This is a genomic window from Streptomyces sp. NPDC001492 (assembly GCF_053597275.1).
Map to the genome: position 1 here is coordinate 180,907 of NZ_JBSFHW010000008.1, position 22,404 is coordinate 203,310.

19 protein-coding genes are annotated in these 22,404 nt (G+C 70.0%); 7 read left to right on the forward strand and 12 right to left on the reverse strand.

The window, feature by feature from the left end:
- Positions 1–40: 40 nt before the first annotated feature.
- Positions 41–958 carry a quinone oxidoreductase family protein gene (locus tag ACWC1K_RS13385; RefSeq protein WP_450831010.1) on the reverse strand — a complete coding sequence of 306 codons (918 nt, stop codon included), beginning with the start codon at positions 956–958 and terminating at the stop codon, positions 41–43.
- Between the two features lie 104 nt (positions 959–1,062).
- On the opposite strand from ACWC1K_RS13385, the gene ACWC1K_RS13390 reads away from it, so the two are divergent.
- Both ACWC1K_RS13390 and ACWC1K_RS13395 read left to right on the forward strand, forming a co-directional pair.
- Positions 1,063–1,500, forward strand: a complete 438-nt coding sequence (locus ACWC1K_RS13390; protein WP_450831012.1) for a MarR family winged helix-turn-helix transcriptional regulator — start codon at positions 1,063–1,065, stop codon at positions 1,498–1,500.
- 19 nt (positions 1,501–1,519) lie between these two features.
- Entirely contained in the window at positions 1,520–2,047 is a 528-nt protein-coding gene (locus tag ACWC1K_RS13395) for an isochorismatase family protein (protein ID WP_450831014.1), read from the forward strand.
- A 97-nt stretch (positions 2,048–2,144) separates the two neighbouring features.
- On the opposite strand, the gene fdhD is transcribed toward ACWC1K_RS13395, so the two are convergent.
- Genes fdhD through ACWC1K_RS13420 form a run of 5 tightly spaced genes read right to left on the reverse strand, consistent with a single transcriptional unit; the run spans position 2,145 to position 8,594 of the window.
- Entirely contained in the window at positions 2,145–2,993 is an 849-nt protein-coding gene (gene fdhD, locus ACWC1K_RS13400; protein ID WP_450831016.1) for a formate dehydrogenase accessory sulfurtransferase FdhD, read from the reverse strand.
- Positions 2,994–3,001: 8 nt separating this feature from the next.
- Positions 3,002–3,862, reverse strand: coding sequence for a 2Fe-2S iron-sulfur cluster-binding protein (locus tag ACWC1K_RS13405; protein ID WP_450831017.1), 861 nt, complete (start codon positions 3,860–3,862; stop codon positions 3,002–3,004).
- Positions 3,859–5,682: an NADH-ubiquinone oxidoreductase-F iron-sulfur binding region domain-containing protein gene (locus tag ACWC1K_RS13410; RefSeq protein ID WP_450831019.1), complete on the reverse strand. Its 1,824-nt coding sequence runs from the start codon at positions 5,680–5,682 to the stop codon at positions 3,859–3,861. Before ACWC1K_RS13410 ends, ACWC1K_RS13405 begins: the two co-directional genes overlap by 4 nt.
- Before the next feature lie 4 nt (positions 5,683–5,686).
- Positions 5,687–7,612 carry a molybdopterin oxidoreductase family protein gene (locus ACWC1K_RS13415; RefSeq protein ID WP_450831021.1) on the reverse strand — a complete coding sequence of 642 codons (1,926 nt, stop codon included), beginning with the start codon at positions 7,610–7,612 and terminating at the stop codon, positions 5,687–5,689.
- Positions 7,613–7,622: 10 nt separating this feature from the next.
- Positions 7,623–8,594 (reverse strand): 2-dehydropantoate 2-reductase, encoded by a 972-nt coding sequence (locus tag ACWC1K_RS13420; protein WP_450831022.1) that lies wholly within the window; start codon positions 8,592–8,594, stop codon positions 7,623–7,625.
- Between the two features lie 235 nt (positions 8,595–8,829).
- Here ACWC1K_RS13420 and ACWC1K_RS13425 point away from each other — a divergent pair, with 235 nt between their 5' ends.
- The 4 genes from ACWC1K_RS13425 to ACWC1K_RS13440 all read left to right on the forward strand — a co-directional run bounded on the left by ACWC1K_RS13425 (position 8,830) and on the right by ACWC1K_RS13440 (position 12,170).
- Positions 8,830–10,164 carry an OFA family MFS transporter gene (locus ACWC1K_RS13425; protein WP_450831024.1) on the forward strand — a complete coding sequence of 445 codons (1,335 nt, stop codon included), beginning with the start codon at positions 8,830–8,832 and terminating at the stop codon, positions 10,162–10,164.
- Positions 10,133–10,267, forward strand: a complete 135-nt coding sequence (locus ACWC1K_RS13430; RefSeq protein ID WP_266962832.1) for an MFS transporter small subunit — start codon at positions 10,133–10,135, stop codon at positions 10,265–10,267. Before ACWC1K_RS13425 ends, ACWC1K_RS13430 begins: the two co-directional genes overlap by 32 nt.
- A 149-nt stretch (positions 10,268–10,416) precedes the next feature.
- Positions 10,417–11,355, forward strand: a complete 939-nt coding sequence (locus tag ACWC1K_RS13435; RefSeq protein WP_450831026.1) for a beta-ketoacyl-ACP synthase III — start codon at positions 10,417–10,419, stop codon at positions 11,353–11,355.
- A gap of 140 nt (positions 11,356–11,495) precedes the next feature.
- Positions 11,496–12,170: a GntR family transcriptional regulator gene (locus ACWC1K_RS13440; RefSeq protein WP_450831027.1), complete on the forward strand. Its 675-nt coding sequence runs from the start codon at positions 11,496–11,498 to the stop codon at positions 12,168–12,170.
- 108 nt (positions 12,171–12,278) lie between these two features.
- On the opposite strand, the gene ACWC1K_RS13445 is transcribed toward ACWC1K_RS13440, so the two are convergent.
- Entirely contained in the window at positions 12,279–13,448 is a 1,170-nt protein-coding gene (locus tag ACWC1K_RS13445; RefSeq protein WP_450831029.1) for a low temperature requirement protein A, read from the reverse strand.
- Between the two features lie 258 nt (positions 13,449–13,706).
- On the opposite strand from ACWC1K_RS13445, the gene ACWC1K_RS13450 reads away from it, so the two are divergent.
- The gene (locus ACWC1K_RS13450) at positions 13,707–14,216 is read left to right on the forward strand and encodes a hypothetical protein (RefSeq protein WP_450831031.1); all 510 of its coding nucleotides are present in this window, start codon (positions 13,707–13,709) and stop codon (positions 14,214–14,216) included.
- A 91-nt stretch (positions 14,217–14,307) separates the two neighbouring features.
- Here the strand turns inward: ACWC1K_RS13450 and ACWC1K_RS13455 are convergent, their stop codons facing one another.
- The 5 genes from ACWC1K_RS13455 to ACWC1K_RS13475 form a co-directional block, all read right to left on the reverse strand.
- A complete protein-coding gene (locus ACWC1K_RS13455; protein WP_450831032.1) occupies positions 14,308–15,699 on the reverse strand; it encodes an OFA family MFS transporter in 1,392 nt (463 codons plus the stop codon).
- 2 nt (positions 15,700–15,701) lie between these two features.
- Positions 15,702–17,090 carry an OFA family MFS transporter gene (locus ACWC1K_RS13460; RefSeq protein ID WP_450831034.1) on the reverse strand — a complete coding sequence of 463 codons (1,389 nt, stop codon included), beginning with the start codon at positions 17,088–17,090 and terminating at the stop codon, positions 15,702–15,704.
- Positions 17,091–17,210: 120 nt separating this feature from the next.
- Positions 17,211–19,355 carry an acetate--CoA ligase family protein gene (locus ACWC1K_RS13465; protein ID WP_450831124.1) on the reverse strand — a complete coding sequence of 715 codons (2,145 nt, stop codon included), beginning with the start codon at positions 19,353–19,355 and terminating at the stop codon, positions 17,211–17,213.
- Positions 19,356–19,359: 4 nt separating this feature from the next.
- Positions 19,360–20,601 (reverse strand): formyl-CoA transferase, encoded by a 1,242-nt coding sequence (gene frc / locus ACWC1K_RS13470; protein WP_450831036.1) that lies wholly within the window; start codon positions 20,599–20,601, stop codon positions 19,360–19,362.
- A gap of 10 nt (positions 20,602–20,611) precedes the next feature.
- Positions 20,612–22,294 carry a thiamine pyrophosphate-binding protein gene (locus ACWC1K_RS13475; protein WP_450831037.1) on the reverse strand — a complete coding sequence of 561 codons (1,683 nt, stop codon included), beginning with the start codon at positions 22,292–22,294 and terminating at the stop codon, positions 20,612–20,614.
- Positions 22,295–22,404 lie beyond the last annotated feature (110 nt).

Here is a 22,404-nt window from a genome sequence, read left to right on the forward strand (position 1 = left end):
GCTACTCGTCAGGCACCGCGGTGGCGCGCCACCGCGGACCTCAGGGGCGCAGCACCACCTTGCCCAGATTGCTCCGCGACTCGATCACCGCATGCGCCTTCGCCGCGTCCTCCAGCGCGAACTCCCCATGTACGGCCGGCTTCAGTGCGCCCGCCCCGAACAGTTGCCACAGCTCCTGCCGCCGGCGCTCGTACAGCTCCGGCTGCCCGCGGGCGATCCGCGCCATCTGGAAGCCGATCACGGACTTGGCGCCGACGAGCAGGTCGTACGCCTGGATGGTTCCGCCGCCCGAGCTGTAGGCCACCAGCCGCCCGCCCGGAGCGAGCGCCGCGACGGCCGGGGTGAGCAGCTCGCCGCCGACGGCGTCCAAGGCGTAGTCGACGGGATCTCCCCAGCTGTCGTCGCCGTACGCGACGACGTCGTCCGCACCGAGGGAGCGCACGAAGTCCGCCTTCCCCACATCGGAGACGGCCCCCACCACCCGGGCCGCGCCCCGCACCTTCGCCAACTGCACGGCCAGCTGGCCGACTCCGCTCGCGGCAGCCGTGACCAGTGCCGTCTCGCCCGGTTCGGGGCGGGCGGCCTCCAAGGCGCCGAGAGCGACGAGGCCGCTGCGGACGAGAGCGACCGCGTCGACGGCGGACGCGCCGTCCGGTATGGGGGAGGCCATGGCCTCGTGCAGGAGCGCGAAATCGGCGTAACCGTGCCCGAAGCACAGCCCCGTCACGCGCTCACCGACTCGGAACCGGGTGACTCCGTCGCCGACGGCCACCACCTCGCCCGCGATCTCACCGCCCAGCGGGATCGGCTCGGCGGCCTCGGTGACCTTGCGGACGACGGGCAGCGTGACGCCCACGGCCTCGCAACGGACGAGGAGTTCCCCCGGGCCGGGCTCGGGGACCGGGGCTTCCTCCAGGAACAACGGGCCGCCGGTGGACTCGTAGCGGACGCGGCGCATCACACCTCCAGGGGGCGTCGGGACTTCCGACGAATTCGTTGGGAGTCCCAACGATAAGCCGAACTTCATTGGGAAGTCCAATGACTTTTCGCTAGGCTGTCCGCATGCCCGAAGCTCCCCTCGCCGCGATCCGCTCCCTCCCCAGCTGGCTGCTCGGCCGTGCCGCCGCGCGCGGCCGTGCGCTGGTGGCCGAGGCGCTGGCCGCGGAGGGCCTGAAGATGTGGCACCACGTGGTGCTCTCCGCCGTACGCGACCTCGGGCCCGTAGCGCAGGCCGACCTCGGGCGCAGCGTGCAGCTCGATCCGAAGGACCTGGTCGGCGTTCTCAACGACCTGCAGTCCGCGGGTCTCGTCGTACGCGAACCGGACCCCAAGGACAAGCGCAAGAACGCGGTGTCACTCACCGGGGACGGCGCGCGGCTGCTCAGGCGCTGCGAGCGGGCGGCGCGGACGGCCAACGACGAGCTGCTCGCGCCGCTCTCCGCGGCCGAACGCGACCAGTTCCTGGGTCTGTTGATCCGGATTTCCGGTACGGAGAGCTGACGGCGGATAACGTTCCGTCATGGCCGTATCCCTCGCTCTCGATCCCGCGCGCAGCGCTCTTGTCCTCGTCGATCTGATGGACCGGATCGTCGCGCTGCCCCTGGAGCCCCGCAAGGGCACCGAAGTCCTGTCCGCCGCCCAGGAGTTGGCGACCGCGTTCCGCTCGGCGGGCGCGACCGTCGTCCTCGTCCGGGTCGAACGCCCCGGCGTCGCCGAACAACCGCCCGGCAGCGGCCTGGTGGCGGGGCTGGCCCGGGACGGCGACCTGGAGGTCGTGAAGCGGACGATCGGCGGCTTCCAGGGCACGGGACTGGACGACCTGCTGCGTGACCGGGGAGTCAACACGCTCGTCTTCGGCGGGATCGCCACCAACCTCGGTGTCGAGTCCACCGCCCGCGCCGCCGGAGACCTCGGCTACGACCTGGTCTTCGTCGAGGACGCCATGGCCGCGCTCACGGCCGCCGAGCACGAGGCGTCGGTGCGGTTGGACTTCCCGCGGCTGGGGACCGTGGTGACGGTGGCCGAGGTGCGGTTCGTGGCGGGCTGATCCCGCAGGGCGGCGGGAGCAGCTGAGGCGGGGCCCCTGCGGCGCAGGGGGCGCTCCCCGCCGGCCGGGGCCCCGCCGCCGTGTCGCGGAGAGCCGGTCACCCCTGGGCGGCCGCGGTCCGCAGAGCGATGCGGTCCTCGCCCGCGTACACGTTCATGGAGCTGCCCCGCAGAAAGCCCACGAGGGTCAGGCCCGTCTCCGCCGCCAGGTCGACGGCGAGGGACGAGGGCGCCGAGACCGCCGCCAGGACCGGGATCCCCGCCATGACCGCCTTCTGCGCCAGCTCGAAGGAGGCCCGGCCCGAGACCAGCAGGATCGTGCGGGACAGCGGCAGGTCGCCGCTTTGCAGGGCGCGGCCCACCAGCTTGTCGACCGCGTTGTGCCGGCCCACGTCCTCCCGTATGTCCAGCAGCTCGCCGGCCTCCGTGAACAGGGCCGCCGCGTGCAGCCCCCCGGTCCGGTCGAAGACCCGCTGGGCCGCGCGCAGCCGGTCGGGGAGGCTCGCGAGCAGCTCGGGTCCGACGCGGACCGGGGGAGTGTCGGCGATCGGCCAGCGGGCCGTCGTACGGACCGCGTCGAGGCTCGCCTTGCCGCACAGTCCGCAGGACGAGGTGGTGTACACGTTCCGCTCGAGTGTGATGTCGGGGATCGCGACTGAGGGCGCGGTCCGCACGTCCACCACGTTGTACGTGTTCGAACCGTCGACCGTGGCCCCCGCGCAGTACACGATGTTCTGCAGATCGTCCTGCTCGGCGAGCACACCCTCGCTGACCAGGAAGCCCGCCGCCAGCGCGAAGTCGTCGCCCGGGGTGCGCATGGTGATCGCGAGCGGCTTGCCGTTCAGCCTGATCTCCAGCGGTTCCTCGGCGACGAGCGTGTCCGGGCGGGACGAGACCGCCCCGTCGCGGATGCGGATCACCTTGCGTCGTTCCGTGACTCGTCCCATGTCGTGTCTCAGTCCCGGTTCTGTACGTGCTGGTAGCCGAAGCGGCCCTTGATGCAGAGGTTGCCGTGGGTCACCGGGTTGTCGTGCGGTGAGGTGACCTTCACGATTTCATTGTCCTGCACGTGGAGAGTGAGGTTGCAGCCCACTCCGCAGTACGCGCACACCGTCGTCGTCTCCGTCTGCGCCGATTCGTTCCAGGTACCCGCCGCGCGCATGTCGAACTCCGACTTGAACGACAGTGCCCCCGTCGGGCACACCTGGATGCAGTTGCCGCAGTACACGCACGCCGAGTCGGTGAGCGGGGCGTCGTGCTCGACCGCGATCCGGGCGTCGAAGCCGCGGCCGGAGACCGAGATCGCGAAGGTGTTCTGCCACTGGTCGCCGCAGGCGTCCACGCACTTGTAGCAGAGGATGCACTTGTCGTAGTCGCGTACGTACAGATCGTTGTCGACCTTGGGTTCCTCGCCCAGCCGGGCCGCGTCGGGGCCGAAGCGGTCCGGCTTCGCCTCGTACTCCTTGATCCATTCAGCGACTTGTGGAGTCGTCGACAAGTCGACCGAGGAGGCGAGGAGTTCGAGGACGAGCCTGCGGCTGTGGCGGGCCCGCTCCGTGTCGGTGCGGACCTCCATGCCGGGCTCGGCCCTGCGGGAGCAGGCCGGGACCAGGGTCCTGGATCCCTCCACCTCCACCATGCAGACCCGGCACGCGTTCTTGGGCCGCAGCGTGTCCCCCTGGCAGAGGGTCGGGATGTCCTTGCCCGCCGCCCGGCAGGCGTCGAGGATCGTCGAGCCCTCGGGGGCGCGCACCGGCTCCCCGTCGAGGGTGAACTCCAGCAGCCGGCGCGGGATCCCCAGCGGTGTCGCGGTCATTCGTACGCCCCCAGACGGTCGATGGCGGATTCCACGGCGTTCCACGCGGTCTGTCCCAGGCCGCAGATCGAGGCGTCCCGCATCGCGCGGCCGACCTCCCTGAGCAGGGCGATGTCGTCGGCGGCCGCCGCGCCCGTGCGCTCGGCGATCCGGTGCAGCGCCTCCTCCTGGCGCACGGTCCCGACCCGGCAGGGCACGCATTGGCCGCACGACTCGTCGCGGAAGAACTCCGCGATGCGCAGCAGCAGCCGAGGCAGCGGGACCGTGTCGTCGAAGGCCATGACGACACCGGAGCCCAGCGTGGTGCCCGCCTGGCGGGTGCCTTCGAAGGTGAGCGGGATGTCCCGTTCGTCCGGCCGTACGAAGCCGCCCGCCGCCCCGCCGAGGAGCACCGCCCGCAGACGGTCCCGCACCCCGGCCAGGGTGAGCAGATCGCCCAGTGTCGCCCCGAACGGCAGCTCGTAGATGCCGGGCCGGTCCACGCTGCCCGAGACGCAGAACAGCTTCGGTCCGGTGGACCTCGCGGTGCCGATCGCAGCGTAGGCCGGGGCGCCCATGGTCAGGATCGGCAGGACGTTGACCAGCGTCTCCACGTTGTTCTCGACCGTCGGCTTGCCGAACAGGCCCTTCTCCACCGGGAAGGGCGGCTTCGAGCGCGGCTCGCCGCGGTAGCCCTCGATGGAGTTGAACAGGGCCGTCTCCTCGCCGCAGATGTAGGCGCCCGCACCGCGCCGGATCTCGATGTCGAAGGCGTAGCCCTGGCCGAGGACGTCCTCGCCGAGGAAGCCACGCGCGCGTGCCTGCGCGAGCGCGTGCTCCAGTCGGCGCAGGGCCCGCGGGTACTCGCCGCGCAGATACACGTACCCCTTGTGCGCGCCGGTCGCGTACCCGGCGATGGTCATCGCCTCGACCAGCGCGTACGGGTCCCCTTCCATGATCACGCGGTCCTTGAAGGTGCCCGGCTCGGACTCGTCGGCGTTGCAGACGAGGTAGTGCGGGTGGTCGGGCTGCGACGCCGTGGCCTGCCATTTGCGGCCGGTGGGGAAGGCGGCGCCGCCACGCCCGACCAGGCCGGAGTCGGTGACCTCGCGGATGACCCCGGCGGGACCGAGCCCGAAGGCCCGGCGCAGGGCGGCGTAGCCGCCGTGGGCCCGGTAGTCGTCGAGGCTTTCCGGGTCCACCACGCCGACCCGCCGCAGCAGGACCAGCCCGTCCTGTCCCGCCTGTGGCACCGCCATCGCCGCCGGCGGTTCCTCCGGCGCCGAGTCCGGCGCGCTCGCGGCGAGTACGGCCGCCTCGACCGTCGCCGGCGCCGACACCGCCGTACGCACCGGGTCCCCCGCCTTGATCGCGAGGGCCGCCGGGGCCCGCTCGCACAGTCCGAGGCAGGGGCCGCGCTCGACGCTCACCCCGCTGCCCGGGCCCAGCCGCGCCTCGATCCCGGCGCACAGCTCGGGCGCCCCGGCGGCCGCGCAGGCCAGGTCCGTGCACACGTGGAGCACGGTGGCGGGGCGGGGCTTCACGGAGAACATGGCGTAGAAGGTGGCGACGCCGTACGCCTCCGCAGGCGGTACGGTCAGCCGCCGGCACAGGTGGTCCAGGGCGCCCTCGCTGATCCAGCCGATCCGGTCGTTGATCGCGTGCAGCCCAGGCAACAGCAGGTCGCGCCTCTCCCGGGCCTCGCGGCCGCCGCGGGCCCACCTCAGATCGGCGTCGGATCGGTCCGCGCCCTCCCAGGAGGACTCCGGGGGGCCCAACAGGGCGTCCACAGCGGCCCGTTCGTCGTCCGTCGGCTTGCTGTCGCCGAAGTGCAGATCCACCAGGTCACCTCACGACGGTCGCGACGGGGAGCTTCTCGATCCGGATCGCCGACGCCTTGAACTCCGCCGTCCCCGCGATCGGGCAGTTCGCCTCGATCGTCAGCTGGTTGGTGTCCACCTCGTCGGGAAAGTGCATGGTCATGAAGGCGAGCCCGGGCCGCAGCGCCGTGTCGACCCATACGGGTGCCACGACCGACCCCCGTCGCGAGGACACCTGGACCTCCTCGCCGACCACCACCCCGTAGCGCTCGGCGTCCTCCGGGCACAGCTCGATGTACTCGCCGCGCCGGAGCGGCGAGGCGAAGCCCCCGCTCTGCACACCGGTGTTGTAGGAGTCGAGGCGCCGCCCCGTCGTCAGCCGGATCGGGTACTCCTCGTCGGTGAGGTCGACCGGCGGATCGTGCTGGACGATCCCGAAGGGCGCGGGCATCCCGCGCCGGGCCGGGTCCTTCTCCCACAACCTGCCGTGCAGATACGTCGGTTCGAGCTCGTCGGTGCTCGGGCACGGCCACTGGATGCCCTGGTGCTCCTCCAGGCGTGCGTACGTCATCCCGTAGTGGTCCGGGGAGACCGAGCGCAGCTCGTTCCAGACGGCCTCGGCATCCGTGTACTTCCAGTCGTGGCCGAGGCGTGCCGCCAGTGCGCAGATGATGTCGATGTCCTCGCGCGCCTCGCCGGGCGGGGTGACCGCCCGGCGCACCCGCTGCACCCGCCGCTCGCTGTTGGTGGTCGTGCCGTCGGTCTCCGCCCAGCCGGCGGTCGCGGGCAGGACCACGTCGGCGAGTTCGGCCGTCTTCGTCAGGAAGATGTCCTGCACGACGAGGAAGTCGAGCTGCCGCATCCGGCGCACGGCCTGCTCGCTGTCGGCCTCCGACTGCGCCGGGTTCTCGCCGATGCAGTAGACGGCCTTGAGGGAACCCTCCTCCATCGCCTCGAACATCTCCGTCAGGTTCAGCCCGTAGTGCGGCTGGATGACGGTGTCCCAGGCCGACTCGAACTTCAGCCGGGAGCCGGGGTCGAGGATGTCCTGGAAGCCGGGCAGGCGGTTCGGGATCGCGCCCATGTCGCCGCCGCCCTGCACGTTGTTCTGGCCGCGCAGGGGCTGCAAGCCGGCGCCGTAGCGGCCGACCTGGCCGGTCAGCAGGGAGAGGTTGATCAGCGCGCGGACGTTGTCGGTGCCGTTGTGGTGCTCGGTGATGCCGAGGGTCCAGCACAGCTGGGCGCGCTCGGCGCGGGCGTAGGCGTGCGCCAACTCCCGTATCGCACGCGCCGGTACGCCCGTGACCCTCTCGGCGAGGGACAGCGTCCACGGCTCGACGAGCGCCTTGTACTCCTCGAAGCCGGTCGTCGCCCGCTCGATGAACGCCGCGTTGGCCAGGCCCGCGTGGATGATCTCGCGGCCGATCGCGTGCGCCATCGGGATGTCGGTGCCGACGTTGAGGCCGAGCCAGCTCTCCGCCCACTCGGCGGTCGACGTACGGCGCGGATCGACGGCGTACATCCGGGCGCCGTTCCTGATGCCCTTCAGGACGTGCTGGAAGAAGATCGGGTGTGCGAAGCGGGCGTTGGAGCCCCACATCACGATGACGTCGGTGTGCTCGATCTCCTCGTACGACGACGTCCCGCCGCCCGAGCCGAACGCGGCCGACAGGCCCGCGACGCTCGGGGCGTGACACGTGCGGTTGCAGGAGTCGACGTTGTTGGTGCCCATGACGACCCGGGCGAACTTCTGCGCCACGTAGTTCATCTCGTTGGTCGCGCGGGCGCAGGAGAACATGCCGAACGCGCCTCGGTTGCGCTCCAGGCCGCGGGCCGAGCGGTCCAGGGCCTCCTCCCAGCTCGCCTGCCGGAACGGCTCGGCACGGGAGTCGCGGACCAGCGGGTGGGTGAGCCGGGTGTAGGTCTTCGGGGTCCGGTCGCGTTTGCTCATACGACACTCCTCATGCGGCGCTCCTCAGCGCGAGCAGGTCCGAGATGGCGTGCACGGTGCGCAGGGTGGGCACCTCCACGCCGGTGATCTCCGCCAGCTCGACGACGGCCGCGAGCAGGACGTCGAGTTCGAGCGGCTTGCCGCGCTCCAGGTCCTGGAGCGTGGAGGTGCGGTGGTCGCCGACGCGCTCGGCGCCGGCGAGGCGGCGTTCGATGGAGACGCCGACCTCGCAGCCGAGGGCCTCGGCCACGGCGAGCGTCTCGGCCATCATGGTCTCGATGACCTTGCGGGTGCCGCCGTGCAGACACATCTGCCGCATGGTGGCGCGGGACAGCGCGCTGATCGGGTTGAAGGAGATGTTGCCGAGCAGCTTGACCCAGATGTCGCCCCGCAACTCCGGCTCGACCGGGCACTTCAGGCCACCTGCGACCATGGCCTCGCTGAAGGCCAGACAGCGCTTGGACACGCTGCGGTCGGGCTCCCCGATGGAGAACCGGGTGCCTTCCAAGTGCCGTACGACACCCGGTCCTTCGAGCTCGGTGGCCGCGTAGACGACACATCCGACGGCCCGTTCGGGCGCGAGCACCGCACTGACCGCGCCGTCCGGGTCCACGCTCTCGACGCGGTGGCCGTCGTAGGGGCCGCCGTGCCGGTGGAAGTACCACCAGGGGATGCCGTTCTGGGCGGCGATCACCGCTGTGGTGTCGTGCAGAAGGGGCTCGATCAGCGGCCCGCACGCCGCGTACGAGTGGGCCTTCAGACCCAGGAAGACGAAGTCGACCGGGCCGATCTCGGCCGGGTCGTCGGTGGCGTGGGCGTGCGCGGTGAAGTCGCCGCGCGGGCTGAGCACCCGCACTCCGTGCTGCCTCATGGCCGCCAAGTGCGGTCCACGGGCGACGAGATGCACATCGGCGCCGGCGCGATGGAGCGCGGCACCGACGTAGGCGCCGATCGCACCGGCGCCGAGAACTGCGACTTTCATGACGAGGGAGCTCCGTTCGGTCGAGGGATACCGAGGAGATGGCCGCACAGTCGAACTCTGCCGAACGTTGTCGACTGAATATTGTCTACAGTATGGAGGCGGGGGCCACAAGAGTCCGCGCACGGCCGAGAAAACCGGGCGGTCCGACCGTTCGGCGCTCGCTGGATACCGCTCATCGCATACGGTCGACGCGCCGCCTTCTCAACTGCCTTGCTGCTCCCTTACGTTCGGGATCATGAGTCCCCCCGTCGCACCGGCCGGCTGGAGCCGCTGGCTGGTCCCCCCCGCTGCTCTCTCCGTCCATCTCTCCATCGGCCAGGCCTACGCCTGGAGCGTCTTCAAGCCGCCCCTGGAGTCCTCGCTCGGTCTCAGCGGAACGCAGAGCGCGCTGCCCTTCCAGCTCGCCATCGTCATGCTCGGCCTGTCGGCCGCGTTCGGCGGCACGCTGGTGGAGCGCAACGGGCCGCGCTGGGCGATGACCGTCGCCCTGGTCTGCTTCTCGTCCGGCTTCCTGATCTCCGCGCTGGGCGCGGCCACCGAGCAGTTCTGGCTGATCGTCCTCGGCTACGGCTTCGTCGGCGGCATCGGCCTCGGCATCGGTTACATCTCGCCCGTCTCCACACTGATCAAGTGGTTCCCGGACCGGCCCGGAATGGCCACCGGCATCGCGATCATGGGCTTCGGCGGCGGCGCGCTCATCGCCTCGCCGTGGTCCACGCAGATGCTGGAGTCCTTCGGCACCGACAGCTCAGGGATCGCGCTCGCGTTCCTCGTGCACGGGCTGTCGTACGCCGTCTTCATGTCGCTCGGTGTCCTGCTGGTGCGAGTGCCGCGCAGCGAGCGGCCGGTCGAGGGCGCGCCGAGCGCCTTCCAGGGGCCGCAGGTCTCGGCGGGCACGGCCATCCGCACCCCGCAGTTCTGGTGTCTGTGGGTCGTGCTCTGCATGAACGTGACCGCGGGCATCGGCATCCTGGAGAAGGCCGCGCCGATGATCCAGGACTTCTTCAAGAACACCTCGACCCCGGTGTCCGTCTCGGCCTCGGCCGGTTTCGTGGCGCTGCTCTCCGCCGCCAACATGGCGGGCCGCATCGGCTGGTCGTCCACTTCCGACCTGATCGGACGCAAGAACATCTACCGCGTCTATCTGGGCTTCGGAGCGGTGATGTACGCGCTGATCGCCCTGTTCGGCGACTCCTCCAAGCCGCTGTTCATCCTGTGTGCGATGGTGATCCTGTCCTTCTACGGCGGCGGCTTCGCGACCATCCCGGCCTATCTGAAGGACCTCTTCGGCACGTATCAGGTCGGTGCCATCCACGGGCGGCTGCTCACCGCCTGGTCCACGGCCGGCGTCCTCGGACCGCTGATCGTGAACTGGATCGCCGACCACCAGAAGGCCGACGGCAAGAGCGGCGCGTCCCTCTACAGCCTCTCCTTCATCATCATGATCGGGCTGCTCGTCGTCGGCTTCGTGGCCAACGAACTCGTCCGGCCCGTCAACGCCCGCCACCACATCCCCGCCCCGAGGGAGGAGACCGTCGATGTCGAACGACAGCAGCCAGAGTCCGCCTGACCGGCGCCCGCTGATCGCCTTCGCCTGGCTGTGGGTGGGGGCACCGCTCGCCTACGGGGTGTACGAGCTCGTGCAGAAGGCGACGAAGCTGTTCACCGGGTGACTGTTCGGTAGGTGTTCGGGCGTCCGAAGGCCTGACAGAAGCCGACAACCCCGGCGCCCGAATCCTGTCGTCTTGGCTGACGTCGTACCCGTGAGTCACTGATCAGACTGGTGGATCCCGCTACCCAAGGCAACGAGGGGGACCGCCCAATGAACGGCTCGCGCATCGCCGCCGTCGGCCACTACCAGCCCGCCAAGGTGCTCACCAACGAGGACCTGGCGGGTCTGGTCGACACCAGTGACGAGTGGATCACGTCCCGGGTGGGCATCCGCACACGCCACATCGCCGGGCCCGACGAGCCGGTCGACGAGCTGGCCGCCCATGCCGCGGCCAAGGCGCTCGCGGCCGCCGGCCTCGCGCCCGGCGAGATCGACCTGGTCCTGGTCGCCACCTCCACCGCCGTGGACCGCTCGCCCAACATGGCCGCCCGGGTCGCCGCCCGGCTCGGCATCCCCTCGCCCGCCGCGATGGACGTCAACGTCGTGTGCGCCGGGTTCACCCACGCCCTCGCCACCGCCGACCACGCGGTGCGGGCGGGTGCCTCGACGCGTGCGCTGGTCATCGGTGCCGACAAGATGTCCGACGTGACCGACTGGAGCGACCGCACCACCTGCGTCCTCGTGGGCGACGGCGCGGGGGCCGCCGTCGTGGAAGCCGCCGACGGGCCCGGCATCGGACCCGTGCTGTGGGGCTCCGTGCCCGAAATGGGACACGCCGTACGCATCGAGGGCACCCCCGCGCGGTTCGCGCAGGAGGGGCAGAGCGTGTACCGCTGGGCCACCACCCAGCTGCCGCCCATCGCCCGCAAGGCCTGCGAGCGCGCCGGACTCGCCCCCGAGGACCTCGCCGCAGTCGTCCTGCACCAGGCGAACCTGCGGATCATCGAGCCCCTCGCCGAGAAGATCGGCGCCGTCAACGCCGTCGTCGCGCGGGACGTCGCCGAGTCCGGGAACACCTCGGCGGCGAGCATCCCGCTCGCCTTCTCCAAGCTGGTCGAGCAGGGCGCCATTTCGACCGGGGACCCGGTGCTGCTGTTTGGCTTCGGCGGAAACCTGTCGTACGCCGGACAGGTCGTCCGCTGCCCGTGACCTGCGCGTACGGCCCCGATGTGACGCACTCGACCCGCCGTACCCCTGGCCACTGTGCGCCGTAGACTGTAGACGAAAGACAATCCATACTGGCTTTCCGGTTGCAGTTGCTCCGCGCTGCTCAGGAGGGGGACCGACCGATGTTGTCGACAGGACTGCCGCAGGGCGCGGTACCCAAGCTGGAACGGCCCGGCCCACTGCGCGACCGCGTCTACGAGGCGCTCCTCGAACTGATCACCACACGCGCCCTGCAGCCCGGCCAGCACCTCGTCGAGAGCGAACTCGCAGGCCACCTCGGGGTGTCCCGGCAGCCCGTACGGGAGGCGCTGCAGCGGCTGAACACCGAGGGCTGGGTCGATCTGCGGCCCGCCCAGGGCGCGTTCGTGCACGAACCCACGGAGGAGGAGGCCGACCAGCTCCTCACCGTCCGCACGCTGCTGGAGGCCGAGGCGGCCCGGCTCGCCGCCGCCAACGCGGGCAGCGCCGGCATCTCGGTCCTGGAGGAGCTGTGCGCGGAGGGCGAGAAGGCCGTCGCCGCGGACGACGTGGACGGCGCCGTGACGATGAACGCGCGCTTCCACGCGAAGATCATGGAGCTGGCGGGCAACGCGGTTCTCGCCGAACTCGCCGCGCAGGTCGACCGCCGGGTGCGCTGGTACTACACGCCGGTCGCCCGGCAGCGCGGCCGGCAGTCCTGGGTCGAGCACCGCGAGCTGATCGCAGCGATCCTGGACCGTGACGAGCAGCGGGCCACCCGGCTGATGCGGGAGCACACCGAGCACACCCGGCGCTCGTACCACGACCGGACGAAGTGACCGCCGGGCGCTCCTTCTCGGACTCGGGCAGGTCGGCGTAGGGCACGAGCAGCGGGTGCGTTCTCCGCGAGGAGCTCGACCAGGGCGAGGCGGGCGGAAGTACGCCGGTCAGGCCAGGATGGCGGTCTCCGGGCGCCGGGCTTCCCGCGCCTCGACCGCCAGCATGGCCACCAACACCGCGACCAGGGCGAAGAGTTCGGCCACCGCCGAGACGCGGACGCCGAGGAGCGCGGCCGCCAGGGCGACGGGTGCGGCCGTGGCGCGGAAGCGCAAGGGGTGCATGCGCAGGACCGCGCGGAAGGCCACGTCCCCGGCGAGGAAGAGCGCCACACCACCCGCGAGAGCCAGCGCCGGGCCCGTGTGCAGGTGTTCCGTGAGATGGCCGAGCGTCTTCTTCACGCCCGCGGCCAGGTAGGCGATGCCGAGCAGCATCGGCAGGAAGCAGTAGTAATACGCGTTCATCGCCAGCCGCCACCGGCTCGGCGCCGGTGCGGCCCGGAACGCCGCCTCGGCAGCCTCCTCGTCCCGCACGAAGTACGTCCACCACAGCGCGACCGCGAGGGCCAGCGAGAGGAACGCGCCACCGACCAGGCCGGGAGTGAGCGGCAGTCGGCCGATTCCGGTGCCGATCGCGATGACGGACTCGCCGAACGCGACGATCAGCAGCAGGCCGTGGCGCTCCACGAAGTGCGCCGGGTCCAGGCTGCCCAGCTGGACGCGCAACGCGGCGGCCGACCGCCGTCCGTCGGCCCTGCCCGGCCCGTGCTCGGCGAAGAACGGCGTCACGAACTGCAGGACGAGGACGAGCAGCCACAGGCCGTCCGCCGCGAGACCGTCGAAGAAACCGGCCGCGGTCACGGCGAGGGCGGCCAGCGAGTTCGGGACGCCGTACCAGATCGAGTCCCGCCCGTGGCTGCGCGTGTAGAGCGCGGTGTGCACGACCACGACCGTGAGGAAGCCGAGCCCGAACACCACGCCGGTGTCGTCGAAGACGCGCGGGATGGCGAGGGCGCACACCAGGAACGCGCCCATGCCCAGGATGAGCAGCAGCCGGCGGGAGGGGCGGTCCGGCGGGACCTGGTTGGTGAGGTACGCGTAGGCGCCGTACATCCAGAACAGCACCACGAAGACCAGCGCGACCCGGCCCGCCGTGGCGAAGGTGAGATCGCCGGCGAGCAGCACGGTGAGCTGGGTGAGGGTGAAGACGAAGACGAGGTCGAAGAAGAGTTCGAGAGTCGTGACTCTTCGACCCGGCTCCTGCTCCACTGCGCTGTTCATGACTCCCCCTGGATCGATCGCGCGTTCCCCCTGGAACGCGTTGACCAGATCGTATGAGCCTGACATGGCTGCGGCGCGCGACTTTCCTTTGTCCTGTCAGTGGAGAAAGTCGGCGGTAACTCGTGCACGGTTTCTTCCCGGGTTCGGCGGGGAGGGGCTCGTGAGACGCATGACGGCACGACCTGCGAACTCCCCTCAGGCTCCCTCACCGCCCAGGACCCGACCGGCCGCACCGGCAGCGCGAGCGAGCAGATTGTCGTGGGCAACACCGCGCACAAGGTGACGCTCGAACGTGCGCAGGACGGGCGGCTGTTCGGCTTCGGTGGCGCGATCCCGTTCAAGGTGAAGGTCACCGACCCGGACATGACGGACCGTCATACGGGCTTCACCGGCAGTCTGCTGCGGCTGTTCGAGCGGGGAATCCCCGACGGGCCCCGCTACCTGAACCTGGCGACGGTGTTCCAGCGCCGCTCGGTGGTACTGCCCACGTCGAAGCTGCCGCGACCGCATCAGCGGACGTCGGATCACCAGGGCAGGCTCGCTCTGGTACACAACCCTGCCCAGGGCACGGCACTGACCCCGCAAGGCCTGTCGGCCCGAACGGAGTTCGCCCGCCAGGTCGAGGCGCTGGGGAATGATCCATTGGCAGAGGCCGGCGAACAGCGCATGCTCGCTGCCCACGCGGCCGAGCTCTTCGCCGCGACAGCAGAGGACATCGGCTCAATGCACCAGGCGCGCGCTCTGAGCCCCGCAGTCTCCGCGGACTGACCCGCTGTCTGCCGAAGGGGACCGTTCAGCCTGAGGTGGCCCTCCCCGCGATCCTGGGGAGGGCCACCTCACGCGCGCGTGCCGTCAACCGTCAGCCTGCGGGCTGCGGCTGCGGGGTCAGCGCATCCGAGCTGCTGCGTCCCGGCTGCCGCAGCAGCAGGGCGATCGCCGCCGCGACCATCGAGACGCCGCCGGCCAGCGCGTACGCCCCGTCGTAGCCCCAGGCCGCGACCACCATGGAGCCGAGGCCGCCGCCGAACAGGCCGCTGACCAGCTTTCCGCTGTACACCAGGCCGTAGTTGGTGGCGTTGTAGTTCTCACCGAAGTAGTCCGGCGTGAGCGCCGCGAACATCGGGTAGAACGCGCCGCCGCCGAAGCCGGAGAGGAAGGCGAAGAACAGGAAGAGCCACTCGCTCTTCATCTCGCCCGCCAGGATCACACCGAACTGGGCAAGGCCCAGGACGACGATGACGAACACCAGGGTCGGCTTGCGGCCCCACTTGTCGGACAGCCAGCCCACCACACCGCGTCCGATGCCGTTGATGACCGCCATGACACCCATGGAGGACGCCGCCACCAGGGGCCCGAAGCCGACGTCCTTGGCGTAGTCGACCTGGAAGGAGATCCCGAAGATCGACACACCGGCGGTCATCACGATGGAGATCCACATCAGCGGCAGCATGCCCGTCCTGATGGCCTCCTTGGGCGTGTACTGCTTCGTCGCGGGCGGGTTCTTGGCGAGGCTGTCCGCGCTCTTCCGGGACCCGGAGAAGGTCAGTGGGTCGATGTCCGCGGGCCACCAGTTCTTCGGCGGGTCCTTGAAGAAGAACGCACACCCGAACACCACGATCATGATGTAGCAGCCGATCAGGTCCAGGACGCGGTGGTAGTTCCCGGTGTCGAAGGCGTAGTTGAAGATGAAGATGAACGGCAGCGACCCGTAGGCGAAGCCGCCGTTGACGAAGCCGGTGCGGGCGCCGCGGCGCTCGGGGAACCACTTGCCGACCATGTTGATGCAGGTCGCGTAGACCAGGCCGGCACCGAGCCCCCCGATGACACCGAAGCCCAGGATCGCCAGCCACACATTGCTCAGATGCGACAGGGCGAGGAATCCGACCAGGCACATCCCGGAGCCGGTGTACATGGCCTTGCGGGCCGTCAGGATGCCCTTCTCGCGCAGCCAGCCCGCCGGGAAGGCGATGCCGGCCTGGAAGAACACCCAGACGCTGAGGATCCAGAAGGTGTTGGACTGCGTCCAGCCGTGCGCGTGGGACAGCGTGTCCTCCGCGGAGCCGTACGCGTATTCGAAGACGCTGATGGCCATCATGGCGATCCAGGGGAGGTACACCATGAGCTTGCGGGAGTGGCCGAGGACGTCCCGGTCGGTCTCGCCGATGCGGTAGACGCGGCCTCCGGCGTCGGTCACTTCACGGTAGGGACGGTTCGCGGCTGTCGGATCGGCCGAGAGCGGGTCTGCTGTCATGCTTATGCCATCTCCTCGCCGAGCGGGTGCGGGTTGGGGACGATGCGCCGGGCCTTCGGCCGGCCCGGGGACTTCAGGAAGAGCGCCAGCACCGCGGAGGCCAGGCCGACGGAACCCGCCAGCACGAACGCGCCGTGGTAGTCCCATGCGCCGACGACGACCGCTCCCAGGCCGGAGCCGACGAGCCCGGAGATCAGCTTCGAGCTGTAGACCATTCCGTAGTTGGTGGCGTTGTTGTTCTCGCCGAAGTAGTCCGCCGTCATGGCCGCGAACAGCGGGAAGATCGCCCCGCCGCCGAAACCGGAGACCATGGAGCAGAACAGGAAGAACGGCATGCTGCCCGTCTGGCCGGAGACCAGCACGCCGAACTGCGCCGTGCCGAGCACGATGCAGACGATGATCAGTGTGTTGCGGCGGCCGTAGCGGTCGGAGATCCATCCGATGACACCGCGCCCGGTGCCGTTGACGATGGCCTTCAGGGACATCGCCGTGGCCACGATCCCGCCCGCGAACCCCATGTCCTTGCCGAACGGCACCTGGAAGGCGATGCCGAAGATGTTGATGCCGGCCGTGCACAGCAGACAGAACCACATCATCCACAGGACAGGGGTACGGGCGGCCTCCTTGGGGGTGTACTGCTTGACGGCGGGCGGGTTCTTCTCCAGGGCCCGGCGGATCTTCGGGTCGGCGGTCATCCTCAGCGGGTCGACGTGCGCGGGCCACCAGTTCTTCGGCGGGTCCTTGAAGAACCGGCCGGCCGCGGCCACCACCAGGCACAGCCCGACGCCCACACAGGCGAGCACGGTCCGGTAGTTGCTCAGGTCCATGTACGAGGTGAACAGGAAGACGAAGGGCACGGACCCGTAGGCGAAACCGCCGTTGACGAAGCCCGTCTTGCCGCCCTTGCGCTCCGGATACCACTTGCCGACCATGTTCACGCAGGTCGCGTAGACGAGGCCGGCTCCGATGCCGCTGAACATGCCGAAGCCGACATACGCGACGGCCACGTCCGGCGCGAACGCCAGCGACAGATAGCCCAGCAAGGTGCCGACGGCGCCGATCATCATCGCCGTACGGGCGGGCAGCCTGCCGCTCTCCCGCAGCTGCCCGGCGGGGAAGGCCACGGCCGCCTGGAAGAACACCCAGACGCCCATCAGCCAGAAGATGTGTCCGCTGCTCCACAGATGAGCCTCGTGGAGCGTGTCCTCCGCCGACGTGAACGCGTACTCGGCGGAGCTGATGCCCATCATGCCCACCCAGGGCAGGACGACCATCCACTTGCGTGTTCGGCCCATGACGTCGGTATCGGACTCACCGATCCGGTACACGCGGCCGTTGCGATCCGTCACCTCCCTGTAGGGGACGGACGTCGAGTGGTCGGTGGTTGTCATCGCTCAGCACCCCTTGCATCGAAAGCTCTGGCCAGCGCCCCCTGTCCAATGCCTTTCGCGTGCGCACGGGTCCCGGGGCCGGCCGACCGCACTGTCGGCCGGCCCCGCGCTTCGCTCACCTCATGAGCCGCCCCCCAACAGGCCGGCCGCCCGCGCCCACCGGTACTTCGCACCGAGTACGGCCACCGGCTTCTCGGTCGTGTACGGGTAGGCCACGACCCCTCGCTCGTAGAGGTACTGGCAGGCCTCCTCGACCTCGACGTCGCCCGCGAGGGAGGCCACCACGGGCTTCTCGATGCCGCGTTCGCGGAACTCGGCCACCACGCGCGCGGTGAGCTCCGCGAAGACCATCGGGGGAGTGACGATGGTGTGCCAGTAGCCGAGGACGAGCGCGTGGATGCGCGGGTCCTGAAGGCCCAGCCGGATCGTCGCCTCGTACGTCGACGGCGGCTCGCCCCCGGTGATGTCGACCGGGTTGCCCGCGGCTCCGAAGGGCGGGATGAACCTGCGGAAGGCCTCGTCCAGGTCCGGCGGGATCTCCATCAGGGACAGCCCGTTGTCGGTCACCGCGTCGGACAGCAGCACACCGCTGCCGCCGGCCCCGGTGATGATCACGACGTTGTCGCCCTTGGGGGCGGGAAGCACCGGCAACGCGCGCGCGTACTCGAGCATGTCGTTCAGCCCGGGCGCCCTGATGACACCCGCCTGCCTGAGGATGTCGTCGTACACGGCGTCGTCGCCCGCCAGCGCCCCGGTGTGCGAACCGGCGGCCTTCGCACCCGCCGCCGTACGGCCCGCCTTGAGCACCACGACCGGCTTCTTCGGCACGGTCGCCCGCGCGGCCTCCACGAAGGCGCGGCCGTCCTTGAGGTCCTCCAGGTGCATCGCGATGCACTCGGTGTGCGGGTCCTCGCCGAACCAGGTCAGCAGGTCGTCCTCGTCCAGGTCCGACTTGTTGCCCAGGCCCACGATCGCCGACACGCCCGTCTTCGTGGTACGCGCGAAGCCGAGGATGGCCATCCCGATGCCACCGGACTGCGAGGTCAGCGCGACACCGCCCTTGACGTCGTACGGCGTGCAGAACGTGGCGCACAGGTCCTGCCACGTCGAGTAGTAGCCGTAGATGTTCGGCCCGAGGAGGCGCACGCCGTGCCGTTCGGCGATCGCGACGATCTCCTCCTGGAGTTCGTGCTCGCCGGTCTCCGCGAACCCGGAGGGGATCAGCACGGCGTTCGGGATGTTCTTCCGTCCCACCTCCTCCAGGGCCGAGGCCACGAACCTGGCGGGGATGGCGAAGACCGCCACATCCACCTCACCGGGAACGTCCGTGACACTCTTGTACGCCTTGCGGCCCAGAATGTCATCGGCCTTGGGGTTCACCGGATGGATCTCTCCGGCGAAGCCGCCGTCGATGAGGTTGCGCATCACCGAATTGCCGATCTTGCCCTGCTCGCCCGAGGCACCGATGACGGCGACCGACGAGGGCTGCATCAGACGGCGCATGGAGGTGAGGATCTCCTCGCGTGTGTACGTGCGCCGAGGCTTCGGCACCGACTCGGCGAGGATCACCCGGATGTCCGCGGCGATCGCGCCCTCCGGGGTGGCGATCACCGGGTTGAGGTCGACCTCCGCGATCTCCGGGAAGTCCGCGACCAGTTGTGAGACCCGGCGGATCTGCTCGGCGATCGCCCACCGGTCCACGGCCGGCGCGCCGCGCACCCCGCGCAGGATCTCCGCCGAGCGGATCGAGTCCAGCATGGACAGCGCCTCGTCCGCGCTCACCGGCGCCAGCCGGAACGTCACGTCCTTGAGGACCTCGACGAGCACCCCGCCGAGCCCGAAGGCGACGACCTTCCCGAAGGTGGGGTCCGTCACCGCGCCGACGATGACCTCCTGCCCCTGGGGCAGCAACTCCTGCACCTGTATGCCCTCGATGCGCGCGGACGCGTTGTACGCGCGCGCGTTGTCGACGATCTTGTGGAACGCCGCCCGGACGTCCGCCGCCCCCTCGACCCCGACGATCACTCCACCCGCGTCGGTCTTGTGCAGGATGTCCGGCGAGACGATCTTCATCACCACGGGCCCGCCGAAGCGGGCGGCGTACGAGACGGCCTCGTCGACGTCCGTCGCGAGTTCCTCGCCGGGTACGGCGATCCCGTACGCGTCGGCGATCACCTTGCCCTCGGGTGCGGTGAGCGCGGTGCGCCCCTCGGCCCGCACGGTGTCGAGGAGCGACCGCACCCTCGGCTCCCGGTCTTCGGCCATCACGTCAGATCACTCCGTTCGACTTGAGCAGGCGCAGTTCCTCGTCGCCGAGGCCGAGTTCGCCGATGTAGACCTCTTCGTTGTGCTCGCCGAGCAGGGGTGAACTGGTCACCTCGACGGGGGAGTCGGAGAGCTTCAGCGGGCTGCCCACGGTCGTGAACTCGCCGCGCTCGGGGTGTGGCACGGTGACGACCATCTCGTTGGCGATCAGCGAGTCGTCCTCGATGATCTCCTTGGTGGACAGGATCGGCCCGCACGGGATGTTGTGGGCGTTGAGCCGCTCCAGCACCTCCCACTTGGGAAGCGTGGAGGACCATTCCTCGATCAGCTGGAACATCTTGTTGAGCTTGGGCAGCCGGGCCTGGGGCGTCGCCCACTCGGGGTCATCGGCAAGCTCCGGCCGGCCGATGAGCTCGCTCAGCGGCTTCCAGCCGACGGGCTGCACGATGACGTACACGTAGTCGTTGGGTCCGCCCGGCGCGCACTTGACCGCCCAGCCGGGCTGGCCGCCGCCGGACGCGTTCCCGGACCGGGGAACTTCCGTGCCGAAGTCCTCGTTGGGATATTCAGCGAGCGGGCCGTGGGCCAGGCGCTGCTGGTCGCGCAGCTTCACCCGGCAGAGGTTGAGCACAGCGTGCTGCATGGCCACGTTCACCCGCTGACCGCGCCCGGTGTGCTCCCGCTGGAACAGCGCCGCGAGTATCCCCGCCACGGCGTGGACGCCCGTCCCCGAGTCCCCGATCTGGGCCCCCGTCGCCAGCGGCGGCCCGTCCTCGAAACCGGTGGTCGACATCGACCCGCCCATGGCCTGCGCGACGACCTCGTACGCCTTGAAGTTGGTGTACGGGCCGTCCCCGAACCCCTTGATGGAGGCATAGACGATCCGCGGATTGATCTCCTGGATGCGGTCCCAGGTGAACCCCATGCGGTCGACCGCGCCCGGTCCGAAGTTCTCGACCATGACGTCCGAGCGCCGGATCAGCTCGGTGAGGATCTCCTTGCCGCGCTCGGTCTTGGTGTTCAGGGTGATGCTCCGCTTGTTGCAGTTGAGCATCGTGAAGTAGAGGGAGTCGACGTCCGGGAGGTCGCGCAGCTGCCCCCGCGTGATGTCACCGGTCGGCGCCTCCAGCTTGACCACGTCCGCCCCGAGCCAGGCGAGCAGCTGGGTGGCGGAGGGTCCGGACTGGACGTGGGTCATGTCGAGGACGCGGATGCCCGCGAGGGCCTTGGTGGGCGTTCCAGTCATGCGGGCCACCTCACTTGTACATCGTCTGGTTCATGGTTCCGGGGGCGTACGCGTCCGGGTCGACCCAGACGTTGATCAGCGACGGCTTGCCCGACTCACGGGCACGCCGCAGGGCGGGGCCGATGTCGGCGGGGTCGCGGACCTCCTCGCCGTAACCGCCCAGCATCTGCGCGAACTTGTCGTAGTGGACGTCGCCGAGGGTGTTGCCGACCCGCTCGCGCTCCAGTCCGTACTTCTGGGCCTGGCCGTAGCGGATCTGGTTCATGGAGGAGTTGTTGCCGACGATGCCGACGAAGGGGAGGCCGTAGCGGACGAGGGTCTCGAAGTCCCAGCCGGTGAGGGAGAAGGCACCGTCGCCGAAGAGGGCGACGACCTCCTTGTCGGGCCGTGCCTGCTTGGCCGCGAGGACGAAGGGGATGCCGACGCCGAGGGTGCCCAGCGGGCCCGGGTCCATCCAGTGCCCGGGTGACTTGGGCTGGACGACCTGTCCGGAGAAGGTGACGATGTCGCCGCCGTCGCCGATGTAGACGGAGTCCTCGGTGAGGAAGTCGTTGATCTCGCTGACCAGGCGGTACGGGTGGATCGGCGAGGCGTTGGACTTCAGGCTCGGCAGCCGCTTCTCCAGGGCGGTCTGCTCGGCGGCCCGCAGCTCGTCGAGCCACTCCTTGCGCTTCGCCGCCCCGCCGTTGATGCGCCCTGAGGCAGCCTCGGTGACCGACTTCAACACCAGGCCCGCGTCACCGACGATGCCGAGGTCGATGTCGCGGTTCTTGCCCACCGTCCGGTAGTCGAGGTCGATCTGCACGACGGTCGCGTCGGGGGAGAGCCGCTTGCCGTAGCCCATGCGGAAGTCGAAGGGCGTGCCGACGATGACGATCACGTCGGCGCCCGAGAAGGCGTACCGGCGCGACAGCTGGAAGTGGTGCGGGTCGCCGGGCGGCAGGGTGCCGCGGCCCGCCCCGTTCATATAGGCGGGGATGTTGAGGGTCCGTACGAGGTCGATCGCCGCCTCGGTGCCGCGGGTCGTCCACACCTGGCTGCCGAGCAGGATGGCCGGCTTCTCGGCGTGCACGAGCAGATCGGCGAGTTTCTCGACGGCCTCCGGGTCGCCGGCCGAGCGGGTCGAGGCGCGGTAGGCGCCGGCCTTCGGCACGCGCGCCCTGCTCACCGGCACCTTGGCGTCCAGCACGTCGCGCGGGATCTCCAGGAAGGAGGGGCCGGGCGCACCGTGGTAGCACTCGCGGAACGCCATCGACACCATGTCCGCCGCGCGGGCGGTGTCCGGCACGGTCGCCGCGAACTTGGTGATCGGCGTCATCATGTCGACGTGCGGCAGGTCCTGAAGGGACCCCATCTTGTGCTGGGTGAGGGCCCCCTGGCCGCCGATCAGCAGCATCGGGGACTCCGCGCGGAAGGCGTTGGCGACACCGGTGACGGCGTCCGTCGTGCCCGGGCCCGCGGTGACGACCGCGCAGCCGGGTTTGCCGGTGAGGCGGGCGTAACCGTCGGCGGCATGGGCGGCGACCTGCTCATGGCGGACGTCGACGACCTCTATGCCCTCGTCGACGCAGCCGTCGTAGATGTCGATGATGTGGCCGCCGCACAAGGTGTAGATGCGGTCGACCCCCTCGGCCTTGAGTGCCTTGGCAACGAGATGACCACCGGAAATCACGTCCTGGGTGTCGTCGGGCATGGCGAAGTCCTGTCCCTTCGTAGGGGTTCGAACTGCTCTCGCGGTACATTGCATACAGTCGACGAATACTGTATGAACCTTGTTATCCCGCATCCGGTGGGTGGTGTCCA